The organism is Niastella koreensis GR20-10 (assembly GCF_000246855.1).
Classification (GTDB): Bacteria; Bacteroidota; Bacteroidia; order Chitinophagales; family Chitinophagaceae; genus Niastella; species Niastella koreensis.
Map to the genome: position 1 here is coordinate 7,903,954 of NC_016609.1, position 21,666 is coordinate 7,925,619.

Annotated in this window: 18 protein-coding genes; 13 read left to right on the plus strand and 5 right to left on the minus strand. The window is 44.6% G+C overall.

The genetic code is table 11. The features are described 5' to 3' along the window. Positions 1-78 precede the first annotated feature (78 nt). Positions 79-2,370: a DNA helicase RecQ gene (recQ, locus tag NIAKO_RS31525; protein WP_014222541.1), complete on the minus strand. Its 2,292-nt coding sequence runs from the start codon at positions 2,368-2,370 to the stop codon at positions 79-81. A 440-nt stretch (positions 2,371-2,810) separates the two neighbouring features. Here recQ and NIAKO_RS31530 point away from each other — a divergent pair, with 440 nt between their 5' ends. From NIAKO_RS31530 to NIAKO_RS31555, 6 genes are all read left to right on the plus strand, one after another. Then, positions 2,811-3,788: a KpsF/GutQ family sugar-phosphate isomerase gene (locus NIAKO_RS31530; protein ID WP_014222542.1), complete on the plus strand. Its 978-nt coding sequence runs from the start codon at positions 2,811-2,813 to the stop codon at positions 3,786-3,788. 131 nt (positions 3,789-3,919) lie between these two features. Next, positions 3,920-5,002, plus strand: coding sequence for a mannose-1-phosphate guanylyltransferase (locus NIAKO_RS31535; protein WP_014222544.1), 1,083 nt, complete (start codon positions 3,920-3,922; stop codon positions 5,000-5,002). A gap of 2 nt (positions 5,003-5,004) precedes the next feature. Next, positions 5,005-5,721 (plus strand): 3'-5' exonuclease, encoded by a 717-nt coding sequence (locus tag NIAKO_RS31540; RefSeq protein WP_014222545.1) that lies wholly within the window; start codon positions 5,005-5,007, stop codon positions 5,719-5,721. Between the two features lie 11 nt (positions 5,722-5,732). Next, the gene (locus tag NIAKO_RS31545) at positions 5,733-6,092 is read left to right on the plus strand and encodes an MmcQ/YjbR family DNA-binding protein (protein WP_014222546.1); all 360 of its coding nucleotides are present in this window, start codon (positions 5,733-5,735) and stop codon (positions 6,090-6,092) included. A 25-nt stretch (positions 6,093-6,117) separates the two neighbouring features. Further along, on the plus strand, positions 6,118-7,269 hold the full coding sequence (locus NIAKO_RS31550) for a methionine aminotransferase (protein ID WP_014222547.1): 1,152 nt from the start codon (positions 6,118-6,120) through the stop codon (positions 7,267-7,269). 75 nt (positions 7,270-7,344) lie between these two features. Then, positions 7,345-7,836, plus strand: a complete 492-nt coding sequence (locus NIAKO_RS31555; RefSeq protein ID WP_014222548.1) for a GNAT family N-acetyltransferase — start codon at positions 7,345-7,347, stop codon at positions 7,834-7,836. A 405-nt stretch (positions 7,837-8,241) separates the two neighbouring features. Here the strand turns inward: NIAKO_RS31555 and feoB are convergent, their stop codons facing one another. The 3 genes from feoB to NIAKO_RS31570 form a co-directional block, all read right to left on the minus strand. Further along, the gene (gene feoB, locus NIAKO_RS31560) at positions 8,242-10,365 is read right to left on the minus strand and encodes a ferrous iron transport protein B (RefSeq protein WP_014222549.1); all 2,124 of its coding nucleotides are present in this window, start codon (positions 10,363-10,365) and stop codon (positions 8,242-8,244) included. A 125-nt stretch (positions 10,366-10,490) separates the two neighbouring features. Then, positions 10,491-12,431: a glycoside hydrolase family 97 protein gene (locus tag NIAKO_RS31565; RefSeq protein ID WP_014222550.1), complete on the minus strand. Its 1,941-nt coding sequence runs from the start codon at positions 12,429-12,431 to the stop codon at positions 10,491-10,493. A gap of 102 nt (positions 12,432-12,533) precedes the next feature. Next, positions 12,534-13,517: a 2-hydroxyacid dehydrogenase gene (locus NIAKO_RS31570; RefSeq protein WP_014222551.1), complete on the minus strand. Its 984-nt coding sequence runs from the start codon at positions 13,515-13,517 to the stop codon at positions 12,534-12,536. A gap of 360 nt (positions 13,518-13,877) precedes the next feature. On the opposite strand from NIAKO_RS31570, the gene asnS reads away from it, so the two are divergent. After that, positions 13,878-15,317 carry an asparagine--tRNA ligase gene (asnS, locus tag NIAKO_RS31575; RefSeq protein ID WP_014222552.1) on the plus strand — a complete coding sequence of 480 codons (1,440 nt, stop codon included), beginning with the start codon at positions 13,878-13,880 and terminating at the stop codon, positions 15,315-15,317. Between the two features lie 68 nt (positions 15,318-15,385). Here the strand turns inward: asnS and NIAKO_RS31580 are convergent, their stop codons facing one another. Next, a complete protein-coding gene (locus NIAKO_RS31580) occupies positions 15,386-16,225 on the minus strand; it encodes a universal stress protein (RefSeq protein WP_014222553.1) in 840 nt (279 codons plus the stop codon). A gap of 131 nt (positions 16,226-16,356) precedes the next feature. Here NIAKO_RS31580 and NIAKO_RS31585 point away from each other — a divergent pair, with 131 nt between their 5' ends. The 6 genes from NIAKO_RS31585 to NIAKO_RS31610 all read left to right on the plus strand — a co-directional run bounded on the left by NIAKO_RS31585 (position 16,357) and on the right by NIAKO_RS31610 (position 21,664). Continuing rightward, a complete protein-coding gene (locus NIAKO_RS31585; protein WP_014222554.1) occupies positions 16,357-16,917 on the plus strand; it encodes an ExbD/TolR family protein in 561 nt (186 codons plus the stop codon). A 136-nt stretch (positions 16,918-17,053) separates the two neighbouring features. Continuing rightward, complete coding sequence (locus NIAKO_RS31590) at positions 17,054-17,998, plus strand: isopenicillin N synthase family dioxygenase (protein ID WP_014222555.1); 945 nt, start codon at positions 17,054-17,056, stop codon at positions 17,996-17,998. A 193-nt stretch (positions 17,999-18,191) separates the two neighbouring features. Then, a complete protein-coding gene (locus NIAKO_RS31595; protein WP_014222556.1) occupies positions 18,192-18,695 on the plus strand; it encodes a hypothetical protein in 504 nt (167 codons plus the stop codon). 60 nt (positions 18,696-18,755) lie between these two features. Further along, positions 18,756-19,343 (plus strand): penicillin-binding protein activator LpoB, encoded by a 588-nt coding sequence (locus NIAKO_RS31600; RefSeq protein WP_014222557.1) that lies wholly within the window; start codon positions 18,756-18,758, stop codon positions 19,341-19,343. Between the two features lie 39 nt (positions 19,344-19,382). Further along, positions 19,383-20,807, plus strand: coding sequence for a COG3014 family protein (locus NIAKO_RS31605; protein ID WP_107685465.1), 1,425 nt, complete (start codon positions 19,383-19,385; stop codon positions 20,805-20,807). 515 nt (positions 20,808-21,322) lie between these two features. Further along, positions 21,323-21,664, plus strand: a complete 342-nt coding sequence (locus tag NIAKO_RS31610) for a hypothetical protein (RefSeq protein ID WP_133055230.1) — start codon at positions 21,323-21,325, stop codon at positions 21,662-21,664. Positions 21,665-21,666 lie beyond the last annotated feature (2 nt).

Sequence of the window (21,666 nt, forward strand, 5' to 3'; positions counted from 1 at the left end):
GGCTGGCTATATAATAAAAAATGTATGCCACCGCAAGGCGGGGCATACATTCCAGATTGAGTAATTTATGTAGTGTGATTACATTCCGTAAAGTGCCAGGAACTTGATACGCATGATCTTTAACTGCTCCCAGTTAAAGTTGTGTTCAGCCAGTTCTTCCAGGGCTAACTGCAGCGAGGAGGTTTCGCACCCTTTGAAATATTCTAAAATCTCTTCCTGCTCATTATCATCCAGCATTTCGGCAATGGCATAATCAAGGTTAAGCTTGGTGCCGCTGGCAGCAATGGTTTCCATTTCTTCCAGCATTTCATCCATGCGCCAGCCCTTGTTTTTAGCAATTACCTCCAGCGGGATCTTTTTATCCGTTTGTTGAATAATGTATACTTTATTACCGCTCTTGTTCACCACGCTTTTCATTACGAAATCATCGGGGCGAACAATATTGTTTTCCTCAACGTAGCGGGCAACCAGTTCAATAAACGGTTTGCCGTAACGAAGGGCTTTACCCTTACTTACGCCTGAGCATTTTTCCAGCTCTTCGAGTTTGGTAGGGTATAGGGTAGCCATATCCTGCAAAGATGTTTCCAGGAAGATCACAAACGGCGGCAGTGATTTACGCTTGGCTTCTTTCTGGCGCAGCTCCTTCAGCATTTCAAACAGCTTTTCATCAGCCGCGGCGCCGGTGGCAGCTTCAGAACCTTCATCATCATCGGCATTCGCCTCTTCATACAAATTGTTCAGAACAATCTTGAACGATTTGGGCTTTTTGGCAAATGCTTCCCCATTCTTAGTGATCTTTAATACACCATATTCTTCAATATCCTTGCTTAGTAAACCTTCCAGCAGCATTTGCCGGATCAATGAATTCCAGTAATGGTCTGGCTGGTCGTTACCAATGGCAAACTCAGGAAGGCTTTCATGTCGGTACATGGCAATATTGGGGGTTAAACGCCCAATAATGATGTTAACAGTGTAGTCTGCAGCAAAGCGTTCATCAAGCGCTTTGATAGCCTTCAACACCTTCACCACGTTATCTTTTGCTTCAACCTGTTCTTTCGGATGTAAACAGTTATCGCATTGTCCGCAATTAGGCTCGGAGTATTCTTCTCCAAAATAGCTCATCAGAATCTTACGGCGGCATACACCGCTTTCGGAATAGGCTACTGTTTCGCTGATCAACTGAGCGCCAACTTCACGTTCACTAAGCGGTTTGTCGCGCATCAAATGCTCCAGCTTTGATACGTCTTTATGCGAATAGTATAAAATACATTTTCCTTCCAGTCCATCACGACCTGCACGGCCTGTTTCCTGGTAATAGTTTTCAATGCTCTTGGGAATGTTAAAGTGAATTACAAAACGGATATCCGGTTTGTCGATCCCCATTCCAAAAGCGATGGTGGCAACAATCACCTGAACATCTTCATTTAAAAAGAGGTCCTGGCGTTCTGCGCGCAACTTACTGTCTAAACCGGCATGGTACGCAACGGCTTTAATGCCATTGGCCATCAGCATGTCGGCCAGCTCTTCAGTTGTTTTACGGTTCAACGTATAAATGATACCGCTCTTGCCTTTCATTGAAACAATGAAACGCACAATGTTTTTGATCGTTTGATCTTTCTTGATCTTGGGCTGTATTTCGTAATACAGGTTGGGGCGGTTAAAAGAAGAAATATAGATCTCCGGGTCTTTCAGAGCCAGGTTCTTTATAATGTCACTTTGTACTTTAGGAGTAGCTGTGGCGGTTAAGGCTATAACCGGAATGTCTGGATTGATCTGCGTCATCATTTCACGCAGTCTTCTGTATTCTGGGCGGAAATCATGTCCCCACTCAGAAATACAGTGTGCTTCATCAACCGCAAAAAAAGAAAGCTTCAGATCTGAGAAGAACTCCAGGTTTTCCTGCTTGGTCAATGTTTCGGGCGCTACATACAACATCTTTGTACGTCCGCTAAGCAGGTCATCGTGCACCTCGCGTATTTCCTTTTTTGTTAAAGTGGAGTTAAGAAAATGCGCTACATCATCTTTACTACTGTAACTCCGCACCAGGTCAACCTGGTTTTTCATCAACGCAATAAGCGGGCTAATGATTATAGCAACGCCTTCGCTCATGATGGCCGGTAACTGGTAGCACAAGCTTTTGCCGCCACCGGTAGGCTTAATTACAAACGTATCTTTTCCTGCTAATAATGTTTTTATAATGGCTTCCTGGTTGCCCTTGAAATGATCGAATCCAAATTGCTCCTGAAGTGCTTGATGTAAGGAAGCGCTGGAGATAGTAGTAGAAGAGTTTGACGCTTTTTTCTTTGCTACTGTAGTGTCTTTCTGAAGTTTTGCCGTTTTAGACGACGTTTTTTTTGATGTGGTTGACATTGCTCAAATTGTTTCCTTCGCACAGATTGTTTCAGAAAATATTTATTTATGTGCCTGTTAATTGCCGATTGTTATAACGACAATAAATACTTAAAGTTGCCCTTTAGTTAGCAAATCGTCAGATCAGTTGAATGGGTTTAAAATCAGGCCATTTAGGATAAAGATGTAACAGGCATCTTGTAAAGGGATGCGAATTTAATTCATTTTTGTTGTTATGCCAATCTTTTAATGGTCAATAAATCATATTTAAAAACCTACTTAAGTGATATTTAAGTCGTTAACATTGTTTTATATCATACTACAGTAGGATTCCTTTTAAAGTGCTTAACTTAATAAAGTCAGCGTTGTTATTGCTATAATTCTGAAAATGCCTGTCTTAGGTCAAAGGTGGGTATAAGTCTTTGTGTAATTAACATTTTCAAGTAGGTTTGCGCCTTAATATGTCAACTTTGTCTGCCATTGATATTAAGTCTGTTGCGCTTCGAACCATTGGGTTGGAAGCAGAGGCTATTGCATCGTTACAAACCATGGTGAACGATGATTTTGAACGTGCGGTTAAAGCAATTTATGAAACCAAAGGCCGGGTGATTATTAGTGGTATTGGTAAGAGTGCATTGATTGCCCAGAAACTGGTGGCAACATTAAACTCAACCGGTACACCTGCTGTTTTTTTACATGCAGCCGATGCCATTCATGGCGACCTGGGTATGGTTCAGCAGGACGATGTGGTGATGGTAATCAGTAAAAGTGGCGAAAGCCCTGAAATAAAAGTATTGGTACCGCTGGTTAAAAACTTCGGCAATACCCTCATTGGTATGGTAGGCAATATGGCCTCTTTCCTGGCCAGGCAATCGGGCATAGTGTTAAACACCACCGTATCGCAGGAAGCCTGTCCAAACAACCTGGCGCCTACCTCAAGCACAACGGCCCAGCTGGTTATGGGTGATGCTATAGCGGTAAGCCTGATGGAATTGAGAGGGTTTACTTCCGAAGATTTTGCCCGGTTTCACCCTGGTGGAACGTTGGGTAAAAAATTATACCTGCGGGTTTCTGAGTTGTATGTAAATAATGAAAGGCCTCAGGTAAACGAGCTGGCTTCACTAAAAGAAGTGATCGTTGAGATCTCAAAAAAGCGGCTGGGCACAACGGCGGTGATCGATGCTAACAACCAGCTGATGGGCATTATTACCGATGGTGATCTCCGCCGGATGCTTGAAAAGAATATTCCCCTGGACAGCGTTACCGCTAAAGAAATTATGACGCTGAATCCCAAAACCATAACGGCCGATGCGTTGGCGGTAGAAGCACTGGACCGTTTGCGAAAGTTCGATATCAACCAACTGGTGGTGGTAACGGGCGAAGGGGCCTACCTGGGCTTCATTCATTTGCACGATCTTATCAGGGAAGGCCTCATTTAGTATAATAAATTATATAACAAGATTGTAACTTTATCAATAATGTTGTCAATCTTTCGTTTAGGAAGGAATTACACATTAACGAAAAATCCTATTAAATCTCAGGGCGTAGCCGAAGGACAACTTTACAAAAAATGAACAAACAAACTTACGTAGCAATAATGGCCGGCGGTATAGGCAGTCGTTTCTGGCCTGCAAGCAGAACCAATTACCCCAAACAGTTCCTGGATATTCTGAATACCGGTAAAACTCTTATACAAACTACCTATGACCGGTTTGCTGCTTTTATTCCTGCTGAGAACATTTATGTTGTTACCTCCAATGAATATATAAACATTGTAAAAAAGCAATTGCCTCAATTGCCGCTGCAAAATATTCTGGGAGAACCTTCGCGCAAAAATACAGCCCCCTGTATTGCCTATATCTCTTATAAATTATATCAGCTGGATCCGCAGGCTTCGCTGATCATTGCGCCTTCAGATCACCTGATCCTCGATCCGGTTGCGTTTAATAAAGTATGTTTTGAAGCGCTCAGTTTTGTGGGCAAACACAATGCCCTGGTAACGCTTGGCATTAAACCCACTTATCCCAATACCGGTTATGGTTATATCCAGTACGAACAGCAAACGGTAAGTGATAATGTGTATAAAGTAAAGACATTTACCGAAAAGCCTAACCTGGAACAGGCCAAAATGTTTATTGCTACCGGTGAGTTTTTATGGAATGCCGGTATCTTCGTTTGGCAGGTGAAAAATATCATTACCGCGTTCGAGAAATACCTGCCCGAAATGTATGATGTGTTCGAGGCTGAAAAAGTACATTTTAATACAACAGAAGAGGGCCCGGCACTGCAACGCATTTATCCGCTTTGTACAAATATCTCTATCGACTTCGGCATCATGGAAAAAGCCGATAACGTATACGTTATTCCATCTTCCTTTGGCTGGAGCGACCTCGGCAGCTGGAACAGCGCCTGGGAAAACCTGGAAAAGGACTACATGCACAATGCCTCCGGTGGCGGCAATGTTATTGTATTCGACACACACAGGTGCATGATACAAACTCCCACTGATAAACTCGTTGTACTACAGGGTATGGAAGATTTCATTGTAGTTGATACCAACGATGTACTGCTTATCTGTAAAAGAGAAAAAGAGCAGGACATCAAAGAATATGTAGCAGAAATAAAAAGGAATAAGGGAGATAAGTACCTTTAGGTATGGTCACACTCAACAATATTCTTTTTCTCGACATAGAAACAGTTCCGCAACACGATAGCTATGATAAGATGGCGCCCGAATGGAAAGCCCTCTGGGACCTGAAGGCTGCTTATTTAATTCGCAATAAGGAAGAAGAAACAGTTGAATCTATTTATAACCGGGCGGGCATATATGCTGAGTTTGGTAAAGTAGTGTGTATAACCTGCGGAATTATTCAGGGCTATCATCCTTCCAAAAAGCTGGTGTTAAAATCGTTTTGCGGCGATGATGAGCGGGAGATCCTGTTGCAGTTTGCCGATATGCTGAAGCGCTGGGCAACCGATGCCAATAAATGCCTGTGCGCCCACAACGGAAAAGAATTTGACTTTCCTTTTCTGTGCCGGCGAATGATCATCCATAATATTCCGCTGCCCGGCATTCTCAATACCCGTGGTAAGAAGCCCTGGGAAATAACTCACCTCGATACCATGGAATTGTGGCGCTTTGGCGATTATAAAAATTTTACTTCATTGAACCTGCTGGCCACCACACTTGGCATTCCCACGCCAAAAGATGATATTGATGGCAGTATGGTATGGGAAGTATACTGGAAGGAAAGAAACCTGGAGCGCATTGTTTGTTACTGCCAGAAAGATGTGGTTACTGCCGCCCAGGTATACCTGCGAATGACGGGTGAAGAATTGCTGGATGCAGCCAGTATCGAGATCAAACAATAAAGTTGAGATGTATGGATATCGAATCATTACGCGACTATTGTTTATCAAAACCAGCGGTTGAAGAAACCTTTCCCTTTGGGGTCGAAACCCTTGTGTATAAAGTTGGTGGTAAAATATTTCTGATCTGCTCTTTAAATTCCGATTCATTCCAGTTTAATGTGAAGTGCGATCCCGAAAAAGCCATCGAACTACGGGAGCGGTACGACTGTGTGCAGCCCGGATACCATATGAACAAAAAGCACTGGAATACCATTGTTGTTGATGGTAGCGCAAACAATTCCCTGTTGAAAGAATGGATCGATGATTCATACGACCTGATCGTGGCAAGCCTCCCGGCAAAAGCCAGGGAGCAGCTGAAAGGAAAAAAATAATCTCCACCAATTTCAAATTGTCAACTTGAGCCAGCTATCAATCCAATCTAAATTACCCCAGGTAGGCACAACTATATTTACGGTAATGAGCGCCCTGGCTACTGAACACAATGCAGTAAACCTGGGTCAGGGATTTCCTGATTTTCCAATGAGTGCGGAGCTCACCGGGCTTGTAACAGAAGCCATGCAAAACGGGTTTAACCAATATGCACCTATGCCTGGTTATATGCCTTTACGGGAGGCCATAGCAGAAAAGATCGAATTTCTATATAACACGAAAGTTAATCCCGGTACGCAGATCACCATCACCCCCGGTGGCACCTATGCTATTTATACCGCGCTTACAACGGTATTGCAACCAGGCGATGAAGTGATTGTTTTTGAACCGGGCTACGATAGTTATATTCCCAACATTGTGGTGAATGGCGCCATACCGGTTCGCATCGATCTGCAGTTTCCGGGGTATAAGATCAATTGGGCCGAAGTACGCCAGCGCATTACCCCCAAAACAAAAATGATAATGCTTAACTCGCCGCACAACCCTACCGGCGCAGTGTTGGGGGAAGACGACATTCAACAATTGCGTGAGGTGGTCCAGGGCACCAACATAATAATCCTGAGCGATGAAGTGTACGAACATATTGTGTTTGATAATGTAAAGCACCAATCCATTTTACGCTATCCCGATCTGGCCAAACGCAGCTTTGTATGTTTCTCCTTTGGTAAAACCTATCATTGCACCGGATGGAAACTGGGTTACGCCGTAGCGCCTGACGCTTTTACCCGGGAATTTCGCAAGGTGCACCAGTTCAACTGCTTTAGCTGTCATACCCCTTCTCAGGTAGCGTTGGCTACGTTTCTTCGTAATAAAGATTCTTATTTAACCCTGGGTTCCTTTCTGCAACAAAAGCGCGATTACTTTTTGCAGTTGATGACAAATACCCGGTTCTCCATGCTGGATAGTAAGGGTAGTTATTTTATATGCGCGCAGTACGATCGCATCAGCGACGAAAGCGATAAAGACTTTGCTATTCGCATTACAAAAGAGTTTGGAGTGGCCGTGATCCCCGTTTCTGCTTTTTACCAGAATGGTACCGATAATAAAGTAGTGCGTTTTTGTTTTGGCAAAAAAGAGGAAACCCTGGCCCTGGCAGCAGAACGATTAAGCCAGGTATAGGGTGGTCACCCTTACAGGATGGCTCACCCTTTAAAAGGTGACCTACCTTATGAAAATGCTTCTTAAATTAGCTACATGATCTCCCTGATACCAATGTTACCCGAACACGCCAGTGCTGTACTGGAAATATATGGTCATGGCATAGCATCCGGCATGGCCACCTTTGAAACAACCGTACCCGATTGGGACACGTTCAACCTCAAATACCTTCCCCATTCAAGGATCATTGCCATTGAGGAAAATGCGCCGGTAGGCTGGGCTGCGCTTACGCCCGTATCTGCAAGGGAGTGTTACAATGGCGTGGCCGAAGTAAGTGTATACGTGCATCAGCAACATCAACGAAAAGGCATTGGCAGAACCTTACTGGAAGAACTAATTAACACTAGTGAGCAAAACGGTATCTGGTCATTGTTAAGTGTGATCCATGAAGAGAACAGGGCCAGCATTCATTTGCATGAACAATGCGGCTTCCGCTATATTGGCTATCGCGAACGTATTGCTCAACTCAATGGCGTTTGGCGAACAACTGTTATGCTTGAAAAGCGAAGTAAACTTGTAGGACAATAACACAAGTTTATCTGCTAAGATTAAAATCACATTAAAGGAAAAGAATTAATATAAATCTCCATTACATCCCGCAGCTTGTTGTCACTTTAAAGTCGTTATAGCAATTAACCGTTCTATAACAAACATTTCATTCTTTTTGGCGTCATATATATATGAATTTGCAGTTGAGCTGATTAGCCTGATTTGTTAGCATTTAGTTAATCGGAGTCCCTGGCCAAACGCAGCGCGACTGCTTCACGTATAATTTCCTTATAACGAATATTGCCATTGCTTTTAATAGCGTCAAGATATTATCAGGACGGTTTATTTTTCATGGATTGGACAAAACACAAAGGGGCTTTTTCGCGAGCCCTTTTCTTTTTATATAGACCCTGAGCGCCCTGAGCGGAGTCGAAGTGCCTAAGTTTATTTCAGCAATTGATAAGCTATTAAACTCATTACATAAGCAAGCCCGGTCATATATACCAGTTGAATAAGCGGCCACTTCCAGCTACGGGTTTCGCGTTTAACAATGGCCAGCGTGCTCATACACTGCATGGCGAAAGCATAAAATATCATGAGGGAAATACCGGTTGCCAGGGTGTATACTTTTGTTCCATCGGCCCTTACTGCCGCATTCATTTTTTGCATCAGGGTGCCTTCATCCGCATCGGAGCCGCCTTCCACACTGTATAACGTAGCCATGGTTCCAACAAAAACTTCCCGGGCGGCAAAAGAGGTAATTAATGCAATGCCAATCTTCCAGTCGTAGCCCAGTGGCTTAATAACGGGTTCAATGCTATGACCCAGCAAACCGGCATAGGAGTTTTGTAATAACTCAGTATTCTTTATGCGCGTAAGCGCTGCTTCCTGTTCAGGATGTAGTTTTACCTGTTGCTCGTAACGCGCCTTTACCTCATTCATTCTTTCCCGTGGGCCATAGGTGCTCAATGCCCAAAGAATAAGACTGATGACCATGATGACTCTACCGGCGTCAAATACAAAGATCTTCGCCTTGTTAATCATAGTTACAATTACATTCTTCCAGCGGGGCGCACGGTATACCGGCAACTCAAGAATGAAAAAGCTTTTCTCTTTAATATCAATAAACAGCCGGGCAATATACGATACCAGCATCGACATAATAGGTCCCAGCAGGTACAGGCCCATCATCACCAGACCCTGCAACCCTAAAAAGCCAAGGAACATTTTTTTCGGAATAACCAATCCTATCAGAATGGTATATACCGGCAGGCGCGCGCTGCAGCTCATCAATGGGGTAACCAGTATAGTAAGTAATCTTTCTTTTTTGTTTTCAATATTCCGTGCGCTCATAATGGCGGGCACGGCGCAGGCAAACCCACTGATCATGGGCATAACGCTCTTACCGTTCAGCCCAACCTTACGCATTAACTTATCGGTTAAAAAACTAATGCGGGCCATGTAACCGGTGTCTTCCAATATGGTCACCAGGCCAAACAGGATCATGATCTGCGGTACAAAAACCAGGATGCCACCCAGCCCGGCCATAATACCGTTAATGAACAGATCGGTTAACCAGCCACCTGGCAATACATTGCTGAACCAGTTGCTGAGCGCTGTAAAGCTCCAGTCAATAAAGTTCATCGGATACTCGGCCAGCCAGAACACGCTTTGAAACAGAAGGAACAATACGGAAAGCAATATGAGGTATCCCCAGCGCCGGTGCAGGAAGATGTTATCCAGCTTTTCGGTGAACAGGGTTTTTTGCAGCGGTGATGGTTCCGTTACTGATTGTTTCAGAATGGCGCCAATGCGTTGATACCGTTGTAATATTTCTTCCGCCTGCGTTTTGGTATGGTTGAAATTATTCTCTTCCTCGATCGCTTCTATTTTATCCTGCAGGGTTTTGCTGAGGGTAAAAGATTCATGATTGATGAGGTAATGAATGGCTTTGTAATCACTTAATTCGGGAAACAACTGTTTTACGCTGCCAATGGCGGTGGGAGCCAGGGCTTCGTTATTAATAAAATCGCGTACAGGCGCTTTGTATAATTCCAGGGCAGTTTGCTCGATGGCCTTCTTTAAAGGTTGAATGCCCTTGTTTTTGCGTGGGTTAATGGGAATTACGGGCACACCCAGCTCTCTTTCCAGTTCCGGCACATCAATTTGGATGCCCTTTTGGCGGGCAATATCCATCATGGTAAGGCCCACCACCACCCGTATCTTCAGATCAATGATCTGGGAGGCGAATAACAAATTGCGTTTCAGGTTGCTGGCATCAGCAATCAACACCACCATTTCCGGCGCATCCACATCTTTATCCTGCTGCATTAAAACGCGGTATGCCACCCATTCATCTTCCCGCCGCGGGTACAAACTGTACGTTCCGGGCAGGTCAATAATAGAGGCATTTAACCCATCAGACAACTGACAGGAACCTACTTTTTTGTCTACCGTTACCCCAGGAAAGTTACCCACTTGCTGGTTCAGGCCGGTTAAAACATTGAAAAGGGAACTTTTGCCGCTGTTTGGATTTCCAACTAATGCAATATGTATCGTCTTCGCCATTATTAAAAATACCCTTTCACCTAAGCAAAAGGGTTAAAACAAGGTTGCAAAAGTACCGATTTAACCGGCCCCGGATTTACGAGATAAGTAAAAACTAAGTAAATATTAATCTGAAAGTTAGCTGGCTATTCCAGCACCATCACAAAACCGTCGTGCGCGCCCAGGGTAATGTTTTCTTTTTTATTGGGTAGAAGGGTAACAGCTTGCTGGTCAATATAATTAGCGCCCTGGCTGTTTTTAAGCAGCAGAGCTTTTTTTGCTTTATAGGCAGAGAGGTCAAGCGACAGCGATCTTTCCTGGCCGGAACCGTTTATGCCGGCGATGTACCACTTGTTACCCCATTTACGGGCCAGCACCACAAATTCACCTGGAAAGCCATCGATGAACCGTACATCGTCCCAACCAGTGGGAAGTTGCTGCAAAAACTCCTTTACATAACCAGGCATATGGCTCATACCCACCGGAGTTTCAGCAAAATGCTGGGCGCCTGAAAGGAACAATACCGACAGGGCCAGCTCAAAAGCCGAAGTGGTTTGGCGGTTTATGCGGGGTATTTTATATAAACACATGGGCGTAAAGTCCATGGGGTCAAAAGCATTGCGGGTAAAGGGAAGCATGGCGGCATGGGCCGGTTCTTCATTGGCGGCCGGCTGGCCGAAGGTGATATATTCAAAACCCTTAATAGCTTCTACACTCATTAAATTGGGCCAGGTACGCTGCCAGCCACGGGGCAGGGTGGCGCCATGAAAGTTCACCATTAAATGGTGAGCTTCCGCGTCGTTTAAAATGTCGATATAATACTGCATCATCGACTGGCCATCGCCCCCGAAAAAGTCGATCTTGATGCCGGCCACACCCATTTTCTCCAACCGGCTGAATTCTTTTTCCCGGTCCTCATGCGTAAGCAATTTATTGCGCGGATGGTAGGGCGTCGTATTCCAGCTGCCTGCAGAATTATACCATAACCAAACACCCACCTTCTTTTGTTTGGCGTAATTGATCAGCAATTGAATGCTGTCATAGCCGATCCTGGTATCCCAGTTCACATCAATCAGGCTGTATTGCCAGTGCATATCGGCCGCATAATCAATAAAGCGTTTTTGAACATCGTATACAATGGAATCATCTTTCAACAACGCCCAGCTCCAGGCAGATTTGCCTGCTTTGGCAAAAGAGAAATTCTGCGAGGCAGCCGCAGGTTTGGCCAAATCGGTACCCAGTGAGGATTCAATGATAGTGGCCAGGCTGCCTATAGTTATTATGCGCCAGGGCGAATAAAAGGGCAGGGTAGCCTGTGGTTTTAACCCCTTGCCCGGGATCACTTCCCGCGCATCGGGAAAAGCAATGCGGTAATTGGTGTTTGCCGAATCATTATCCAGCCGGGTGCCACAATAATAACCATCCATTCCCGATTCGGTTATCAGCAGCCAGTGACCGGCTGATTGAAAAAGGGCAGGGTATACCCAACCTGCTTTAAGCGGAGAAGGAGTACCGGCAGCAATGCCCTTTTCGTAATATTCTTCATAACAGGGGTTCACCTGTTCCCAGCCTGATTTGGCTACGCTCATGGGCTGCAGCCAGCCTTTTGCAGCGGCGGGCAGGTGAAAGGATGTATATTCTGTATCTACTTTTTTAGGTTCGGTAGCTGTACCGGGAAAATAATAGCGAAAAGCCACACCGTCGTTCGATACCTGCCAGATGATGTCCAGTAAACCACCGTTCGCATTTTTATACTGAATGATTTGCCGGTTAGCCATGTACGCATTCAACCGGCGTTTGCCGGTTAATAACCGGTAATGGTCTTTTACAATGGAGGGCGGCGTTACGGAGATTTTCACCAATCCTTTTGAGAAATCGCCATCAGGGCGAACCAGGCCCAATTGTGATTGCTCCAGCACCATGCTGTTTTTATATTGAACAGTATAAGAGGGCTTGCCTTCATTATCGAGCGTGCAGGTTACCTGTATTGATTTATCGGGACTGGAAATAGTAACACCTGAAGATTGGGTAAAAGCGGAACTGTAAACAACAAGCAGCGGAATGCACAAGGCAACCAGTTTATTCATGTGGCAAATTCGTTAGTGTGTACAATGGTTATTCAGCGAGCCGAAAATAAGTAAAATAAATGTATGGATGACATTATAGTATTCTATACTGATAATACAACCTCATATAACTTTATTCACCAATGGCTTGCCGGCCTCAAAATCATCAATATTCTGCAGGGTGACCTGGGCGATCTGCGTCAACGCTTCATCGGTAAAAAATCCCTGGTGGCTGGTGACCAGTACATTCGGAAAGCTCATGAGCCGCATAATTGCATCATCTGGAATGATCTCTTCCGACAAATTATGAAAGAACAATTTTTCTTCCTGTTCATACACATCTATGCCCAGGTAACCTATTTGTCCGGTTTTTAAGGCCTCAATGGCTGCGTGGGTATGTATCAGGGCACCCCGGCTGGTATTGATGAGCATTACACCCGGTTTCATTAAGTTAATTGTTTCTGCATTTATGAGGTGCCGGGTTTGTTCGGTAAGCGGGCAATGCAGGGAGATAATATCACATTGGGGCAGCAGCTTAACCAGCGGCAGATAATGAACGCCTTTGGCTTCTATTCCTCTATTCGCCACCAGGTCAAAGGCCAATACCCGGCAACCAAAGCCTTTCATAATGTCACAAAACACTTCCCCTATTTTGCCGGTGCCAATAACTCCCACGGTTTTCCCGTATACATCAAACCCAATGAGTTTATCCAGCGAAAAATTACCTTCCCGTACCCGGTTATAGGCCTTATGGATTTTACGGTTTAAGGTCAGTATAAGGGCTACTGCATGTTCGGCCACCGCATGGGGTGAATAGGCCGGCACCCGCACCACTTTAATAATATGCTTTTGGGCAGCTTCCAGGGCTATGTTATTATAACCTGCACACCGCATGGCAATGAGTTGTATACCCGTTTTAGCCAGCCCTTCCATCACCGTTGCATTTAATTCGTCGTTCACAAAAGCACAAACAGCCTGACAGCCGTCGGCCAGCGCCACTGTTTTTTCATTCAGGGGCGCCTCAAAAAACACCAGCTCATGGCGGGTATTGTAGCGGGTGAAATAAGTTTTGTCGTATGATTGGGTGGAGAAGAAGGCGATTTTCATGGTAACAAATTTACCGGAATGCGAGGTTCCAGGTTTCAAGTTTCAGGTTCCAGGTTGCCCGTTTATGGAAACTCCGGATTGGATGGAGCATGTTATTGTTTATGGCAAATATGAATTCCCGTTTGTGGAAAATGGCCGGTAACGCTTCGGTTGGTGTTCGGTTAATGTTCGGTCAAGCTTCGGTTGTCCCAGATTAGGAAAAGAAGCGAAGGGGGAAGCCAAATACTACCTAACATTCATTAGTTTTGCAAATAATTTTTATGCGTTTTATTTCCACTCCCAAACTTCTGCCAAATCTTATCTTTGCCGTCCTTCCGTCCGCCAGGATGCGGACTGGAAAACCTTAAAAATCTATTGGATATGTTCAACAAACGGGTAAAAGTTAAAGATCTGCTGGCCAGTGAGCCTACCGGTCAGGAAGTAACAGTAATGGGTTGGGTGCGGGGTTTCCGCAATAATCAGTTTATTGCCATTAATGACGGTAGTACCAATAATAATATCCAGGTAGTAGTGGAGCTGGGTATGCTGGATGAAGCAACTGAAAAACGTATTACCCAAAGCGCCTCAATAAAAGCCGTTGGTACCCTTATCGCTTCCCAGGGTAAAGGCCAGAAAGTAGAGGTGAAAGCATCTTCCATTGAAATACTGGGAGATTGCGACGGGGAGAAATATCCTTTACAACTTAAAAACAGACCCAGTCTTGAATACCTGCGTGAGATCGCTCACCTGCGTTTCCGTACCAATACCTTTGGCGCTGTCTTCAGGGTGCGTCACGCATTGGCTTTTGCGGTTCATAAATTCTTTAATGAAAAAGGATTTGTGTATATGCACACGCCCATCGTTACCGCCAGTGATGCGGAAGGCGCCGGTGAAATGTTCCGGGTAACCACCCTGCCTTTCGATAACCCACCCCGTAACGAGGATGGTACCATCAACTTCAAAGAAGATTTCTTTGGCCGCAGTACCAACTTAACGGTGAGCGGACAGCTGGAAGGTGAGCTCGCAGCTACTGCCTTTAGCGAGATCTATACTTTCGGTCCCACTTTCAGAGCTGAAAATTCAAACACCGCCCGTCACCTGGCCGAGTTCTGGATGATTGAGCCTGAAATGGCGTTTTATGATATCGAAGACAACCAGAACCTGGCTGAAGAGTTCATCAAATACCTCATTCGCCATGTAATGGAGCACAATCGTGAAGACCTGGAGTTCCTGGCGCAACGCCTGGCAGATGAAGAAAAACAACTGCCACAGGACAAACGCAGCGAAATGGGGCTTATTGAAAAACTGGAGTTTGTTATCAACAACAACTTCGAGCGCATTACCTATACCGAAGCGATTGATATCCTGCTGCAATCACCAGCATACAAGAAAAAGAAATTCCAGTACGAAGTGAAGTGGGGCATCGATATGCAAAGCGAGCATGAGCGCTACCTGGTGGAAAAGCATTTTAAAAAACCGGTTATTGTTACCGGTTATCCAAAAGAGATCAAGGCGTTTTACATGCGCCAGAACGATGATGGCAAAACTGTGGCCGCAATGGACATCCTGGCGCCCGGTATTGGGGAGATAGTAGGTGGCTCACAAAGAGAAGAACGACTGGATAAACTCACCCAGCGTATGGAAGAAATGCACATCCCTGCTGAAGAATTGTGGTGGTACCTCGATACCCGCCGTTATGGAACAGTTCCGCACGCGGGTTTTGGCTTAGGCTTTGAGCGTATGGTGTTATTTGTAACCGGCATGACCAACATTCGTGATGTAATTGCCTTCCCAAGAACACCCAAGAACGCAGAATTTTAAACTTCCTTGGTACTTCTATAAAAGAAACGTCCCCCTGACATGTCGGGGGGACGTTTTGCTTTGAGATTCTATTCATGGATAGAAACAATCGGTATATGTGCATGGGTTATTAGCTCTTTACTCTGACTCTTGTGAAACAGGCTGTCGATAAACCGGTGTTTTTTCGGGATCACCATCACCAGGTCCAGATTATTGTTTTCGGCAAAACTGGAAATGCTGTCCACTACATTTTTACCGGTTAGCTGTACATAATTAGGCCGAACCTCTTCCAGCATCGCATCCAGGTAAACAGCATCCATGGTTGGCGGTTCTTCACCTTCGTCTTCCACCTTTTTATCCTGCACGTTCAGCACATACAAATCGGCGCCGAATTCCTTTACCAGGTTTTTAATATACTCTACCGGAGTTGACTGTACTACATTTTTAAAATCACACGCCAGGCCAATTCTTCTGATGCCATTGTAAGTTGTGCCGGGTGGAATTACAATAACCGGGCATTTTAAATGTTTAATGGCACTCAGCGTAGTGCTGCCCATAATCAGTCGTTCAAAACCCGTAGCGCCATGGCTGCCCATAATTACCGCCATAGGGTCGAGCGATTTACAAATGGCTTCTAACTCCTCAATGGGTTCGCCCAGGCGCGATTCGCTATAGATCTGTATTTTACCTGCAGTTTGTATCACCAGGTTTTTCTTCAATTCTTCGAGCCGCTCTACACTTGATCGTTTCACTTCCTCAAGCGAAACAGAAGATACAGGGGCAACAGGCGCTTCAGTAAAGGATACCGGTACATTGTACACGTGCAGTAGCACTAAACCGGCATTTATTGCCTGCGCCATGTCAACGGCATAATTGAGTGCATTGACCGAAACAGACGAGAAATCCGTAGGAACTACCAGTGTTTTCATGGTTCAATTTTTTTGATGAATAAAAGTAAGTCCGTTCTCCGGGTAAAAAAATGACGTTTGTCAGTGGCAACACTGATATACTGTATATGGAAAAATTGTGCCACCGCATCTTATAATCAAATCAATACGTTATGGCTGAAATTAATACCCCCAGTGTAGCCGGTGGCAAAGCCGGTGCACGCAGAAGCAAAAAATTAAGTACTAAAGTTGATTTAACCCCCATGGTTGATCTCGGCTTCCTGCTCATCACCTTTTTCATTTTTACTACCACCATGTCAGAATCAAAGGCCATGAAACTGATTATGCCAGACGATTCAACCCCAGGTACAGAAATGGATCTTGCTCAAAGCAATGCGTTAACAGTTATTCCTCTTGCTGATAATAAGGTGTTTTATTATCACGGGCAGCTCGACAATGCATTAAAAACAAATACCTGGGGCGTTACCAATTATTCAGAAAGCGACGGCCTGGGAAAAATTGTAAGGATCAAACAGGCGGCGCTCGATAAAATAAAACCCGGTAACAGAAAAGAATTGATGTTAATGATAAAACCATCGCCTGAGTCGAATTACGAAAACGTGGTAAATGCCTTGGATGAAGCGCTGATAAATGACGTAAAGCGGTATGCCATTGTTGATATTACCCCTGAAGAAAAAGAGGTAGCAGCTGCCAAAGCCTTAGCCATACATTGATAGGATAATGACCTAACGGTTGCCTAATTACCGGAAATTGCTGCTTTAATTTTGTCGGGGTACCAATAGTTTTGTAAATTGTCTACCCCACATCATTTTAGGTAATTAAAGTGTAAACCATTTTTAAAATACTTTTATGGCAATACCGGTAGTAAATCTCGCCGATTTTTTATCAGGCGACCCCCAACTGAAGCAGGCATTCGTAAATCAACTGGGTAAAGCATACGAAGACGTTGGCTTTGTAGCTGTGAAGAATCATGGCATTCCCGATGAACTGATAGCCGATCTGTACAAATACGTACAACAGTTTTTTGCATTGCCGCGCGATGCAAAAGAGAAATACGAAATACCGGGGTTGGCGGGTCAGCGGGGCTATACTTCTTTCGGTAAAGAACATGCAAAAGGCAGTGAGGCGCCGGATTTGAAAGAGTTCTATCAGTTTGGGCAAACTGTTGAAGACAACGACCCCATAAAAAGCGAATATCCCGATAATGTGCAGGTAAATGATTTGGGTGCTTTTAATACCACTTTTACCAAAGCCTACCGGGCGTTTGAAAAATCGGGCCGGGCATTGTTACAGGCCATTGCCATCTACCTGGGTTTAGATGAACATTATTTCGATGAACATATCCACAACGGGAATTCCATTTTGCGGGCCATTCACTATCCGCCAATAACGCAGGAACCGAAATCAGCAATTAGGGCCGAACAGCATGAGGATATTAACCTGATTACCCTGTTAGTAGGCGCTTCGGCAGATGGGTTGCAAATCTTAACAAAGCAAAATGAATGGGTGCCTGTTACCTCGTTACCCGAACAAATTGTGGTGAATGTAGGCGATATGTTACAACGCCTTACCAATAACAAACTGAAATCTACTACGCACCGTGTCGTAAATCCACCAAGGGAAATGTGGAATACTTCGAGATATTCGATCCCGTTCTTCCTGCATCCTAAAGGAGAAATGAGTTTGGCCTGCCTGGCAAGCTGCATAGACGCCGGTCACCCAAAGGCCTATCCCGATGCGACAGCCGGAGAATACCTGGATGAACGGTTACGAGAAATCGGACTTAAAAAATAACAAATTGATTGTTAATATATAGAAGTCCTGGGCGCCAGTTGGTGCCCGGGACTTTTGTTTTAACCCTGGCTTAACGATTTGCTTATTAATTTAGATTGATCGAAAAAAAATGTAATTCATCCGGCGCCGGATAATTAATGCATGATCTTTTTCGTTAATAACAATGGTCTCTTTAAAAGTAAAACCCCAATCAATGAAAAGAAATGTACTCTATAACCTGATGCTGTTACCTGTAGCTATGCTTATAGCCGCCGGAGCCATGTCACAAGCCCTGGTTGAAGACCAGAATCCTGATTACATGATCAGTCAGGTAAAATACCTCGGCATGGCCGATTCCCTCAATGCGCTGCACGGCACTACTCCCCAGGAAACTTACAAGGCTATTGACTGGATGGAACAAAGACAGGAGCGTCGTGATGCACGCCGCGCCTTCCGCCGCGAACTTCGTTTGGCAAGGGCCCAATATGGCTGGTATTATAATGACTATGGTTATTATAACTACTATCCTAATTATTACCGGAATAATAGTGGCTATTACAGTTCTTATTACCCGGCTTATAATGGTAATTATTACGACAATTACACTCCCTATCGTTCTTATAACAATTCGCGGTATTATAATACCCGGTGGAATAACTGGAACTGGGTACCATTGGCAGCAACCGCTGCAACTGTTGGTTGGTTATTAACCCGCTAAAAAACAGGCACGTCCCAATCAACACATTCATTACTGTTCCCTTTTTAAATAAAAGCAAAAATGAAAAACATTTATCTGGCCGTTATGGCCCTGGTTGTAGCTGGTACAAGTATCTCCTGTTCGCATAAAGTAACCCGTATTGATCCAAAGGAACAGGTTGACCTGAGTGGCCGCTGGAATAATACCGACTCCCGCCTGGTGGCAGAACAAATGATTGACCAGGTGTTGCATGAAAGATGGGTAGGCGATCACCAGGAAGCACACGGTGGACAAAAACCCGTGGTGATCGTTGGCTTTGTTACCAATAAAAGCCATGAGCACATTGAAGCCGAAACTTTTGTTACAGATGTAGAACAATCCTTTATAAGATCCGGAAGAGTGCGCCTGGTACAGGGTGGTAAAAAAAGAGATGAGCTGCGTGCTGAAAAAGCCGATCAGCAAACAAACGCTTCTGCCTCCAGCATGAAAAAGTTTGGGTTGGAACAGGGCGCCGACTATATTCTGCAAGGCGAAATTAACTCCATTGTTGATTCTCAAAAACGCAGAAAAGTGGTGTACTACCAGATCAACCTGGAGTTAACCAATATCCAAAGCAATGAAGTGGTATGGTTAGGTGACAAGAAGATTGCCAAATACGTGAAAAACTAATTGATCTCACGCAGCAGGTCAGTTGCAATTATACCCGGAATGGCTTTACCTCTTAAACATACGATAAGAGCATTGGGCCTTGCGTGCCCGATGCTCTTGTTATTCTCCTGCGCCACTTACAATAATCGAATTGGTAGTTATTACGACCAGGTGGTAAATAACCAGTTCGATAAAGCGTACCTGTCAATAGACCATAACAAACTATTGCAACGCAGACGCAACAGGTTGCTGTACCTTTTTGAAAAAGGGAAGATGGCCCATTTACTGAAACAATACGACAGCAGCAATGTGTACTTTAATGAGGCCGATCTGTTTATTGAAGATGCCCGCACTACTGCAGGAGATATAGCGCTCGGCACCCTGCTGAACCCCATGATGGAAACTTACAAGGGTGAAGATTTTGAAAAGTTCATGGTGCATTACTATAAAGCCCTTAACTATCTGAACCTTGGTCAGCGGGAGGACGCAATGGTAGAAGCCCGCCGCATTTCCCTTACCAGCTATGCGCAGCAGGACAAAACCGGTAATAAAAACAACCGGTATTCAGATGATGCATTTTCGCTGATGATGCAGGGCATTATTTATGAACAGGATGGCGATATCAACAATGCATTCATTTCCTACAGAAATGCCGCGGACCTTTTTTTGAAAAATAATAACCTGTGGTATGGCGTTAGCCTGCCTGAGCAGTTAAAGCAGGACGTATTACGTACCGCCAACACCATGGGCTTTATGGATGAAGTGCAGCATTATTCCACTTTATTGAATACCACTTTGCAGCCGGTTAGCAAAACCCCGGGTGGCGAGCTGGTGTTGTTTTGGGAAAACGGGCTGGCGCCGGTAAAGCAGGAACAGGATTTCATTTTCGCCCTAACAAAAGACGGGTTGGGCAATTTTACTTTTACCGATGCTACCGGCACGGTGAATGTGCCTTTTATTTTCGACGACAAGTTTATTAATAAGGATAGTTTAAAGGCATCGGACATCCGCTCGTTGCGGGTGGCATTTCCTAAATACCAGGAACAACCGGTATTTTATACCCGGGCAAGCATTACGGCCAACAATGCCAGCTACAATTTTGAAAGTGCCGAAGACATCAATGACCTGGCCTTTGCCACGTTGAAAGAACGGTTCGCTAAAGAAATGGCCAAAACCCTGAGCCGCCTGGCGGTTAAAAAGCTGGCCGAAGCGGCAGCCCGGCCTAAAAGCGACGATAAAAACAAGGATGAAAAAGAAGCGCTGGCCACGGCCATCCAGGTTTTTAGTTTTGTTACCGAAAAAGCCGATACCCGCAACTGGCAGAGTTTACCCCATACTATATTATATACCCGTATTCCCCTGCAAGAGGGCGCCAATACCATTCAGATCAACTTTACAGGGGCTAACCAGCAAACCAAACCCATTACCCTTACGGTACAGGGCAATGGCCGGTTGCAGGTACAGAATGTATGCACCCTGCGGTAACTTCAAAACCGGACCCAATTTTTTTATTATATAATCAAGCGGATAAGCATTCCCTCAAAGGGCGGCTTATCCGCTGTCTTTTTATACCCTTTAGCCGGATTCTTCCTTAAATCTCCATAAAGTAACAAGGACCAAACAGGGACCTGAGCCGGACATAACAGGGATTTTATCCCTATGAGGCCCCTGTTTGGTCCCTGTTATGTCCCTGTTATGTCCTTGTTAGGTGATGAAAAGTTCCTGAAAAGCTCCGGTTCAAATCCGAAACGGGCCTGAAGCCGGGGCTTTGCCAGTTGGTCACCATTCAGCCCCGGTTTTTAACCATTCATAGAATCGAAATGTGCTCCAAATTAACCTGTGTTGCATATTAGGCTGATAATCAAGAATTATCGGTTAAGCTCATTAGTATTTAATAGGCATTACTGTAAAAAATATGGTACTGTGTGTTGCATAGTACTAAAAACCACCCTATATTTGTGTTGTGAAAGGAAATAAAAACTCCGACTTCACAAACAGCCATGCCAATCCCAATAATTATAGCCATGTTAATTGCCCTGTTTACGCTGGGCGCCACCATGAACAAACCAGCGGGCAAACCAGAGGAAGTAGTGATCCTAGGTGGAAAACATTATAACTGGGTGGAGAAAAAAGATAATCAGAATACCTTAGTGGTAATGGCGCCCGAACAAAATGACCATACAGTGACCATTCAGGGTCAGCGGGAGCCGGCTTTTTTTGAAAATATATTTTCAGTTTTCAGATTGATATCAGACCAGAAAGAAGAAGATCACATGACAGCGATAAATAATTCTATTAACAGCAACATTAAACAGGCCATAGCCCTGTCAGTAAAAGAATAGCC

Bases quoted from the DNA above. Each gene is read 5' to 3' on its own strand.
- recQ (WP_014222541.1), bottom strand. From the start codon at position 2,370: ATGTCAACCACATCAAAAAAAACGTCGTCTAAAACGGCAAAACTTCAG.
- NIAKO_RS31530 (WP_014222542.1), top strand. From the start codon at position 2,811: ATGTCAACTTTGTCTGCCATTGATATTAAGTCTGTTGCGCTTCGAACC.
- NIAKO_RS31535 (WP_014222544.1), top strand. From the start codon at position 3,920: ATGAACAAACAAACTTACGTAGCAATAATGGCCGGCGGTATAGGCAGT.
- NIAKO_RS31540 (WP_014222545.1), top strand. From the start codon at position 5,005: ATGGTCACACTCAACAATATTCTTTTTCTCGACATAGAAACAGTTCCG.
- NIAKO_RS31545 (WP_014222546.1), top strand. From the start codon at position 5,733: ATGGATATCGAATCATTACGCGACTATTGTTTATCAAAACCAGCGGTT.
- NIAKO_RS31555 (WP_014222548.1), top strand. From the start codon at position 7,345: ATGATCTCCCTGATACCAATGTTACCCGAACACGCCAGTGCTGTACTG.
- feoB (WP_014222549.1), bottom strand. From the start codon at position 10,365: ATGGCGAAGACGATACATATTGCATTAGTTGGAAATCCAAACAGCGGC.
- NIAKO_RS31565 (WP_014222550.1), bottom strand. From the start codon at position 12,431: ATGAATAAACTGGTTGCCTTGTGCATTCCGCTGCTTGTTGTTTACAGT.
- NIAKO_RS31570 (WP_014222551.1), bottom strand. From the start codon at position 13,517: ATGAAAATCGCCTTCTTCTCCACCCAATCATACGACAAAACTTATTTC.
- asnS (WP_014222552.1), top strand. From the start codon at position 13,878: ATGTTCAACAAACGGGTAAAAGTTAAAGATCTGCTGGCCAGTGAGCCT.
- NIAKO_RS31580 (WP_014222553.1), bottom strand. From the start codon at position 16,225: ATGAAAACACTGGTAGTTCCTACGGATTTCTCGTCTGTTTCGGTCAAT.
- NIAKO_RS31585 (WP_014222554.1), top strand. From the start codon at position 16,357: ATGGCTGAAATTAATACCCCCAGTGTAGCCGGTGGCAAAGCCGGTGCA.
- NIAKO_RS31590 (WP_014222555.1), top strand. From the start codon at position 17,054: ATGGCAATACCGGTAGTAAATCTCGCCGATTTTTTATCAGGCGACCCC.
- NIAKO_RS31595 (WP_014222556.1), top strand. From the start codon at position 18,192: ATGAAAAGAAATGTACTCTATAACCTGATGCTGTTACCTGTAGCTATG.
- NIAKO_RS31600 (WP_014222557.1), top strand. From the start codon at position 18,756: ATGAAAAACATTTATCTGGCCGTTATGGCCCTGGTTGTAGCTGGTACA.
- NIAKO_RS31605 (WP_107685465.1), top strand. From the start codon at position 19,383: ATGGCTTTACCTCTTAAACATACGATAAGAGCATTGGGCCTTGCGTGC.
- NIAKO_RS31610 (WP_133055230.1), top strand. From the start codon at position 21,323: ATGCCAATCCCAATAATTATAGCCATGTTAATTGCCCTGTTTACGCTG.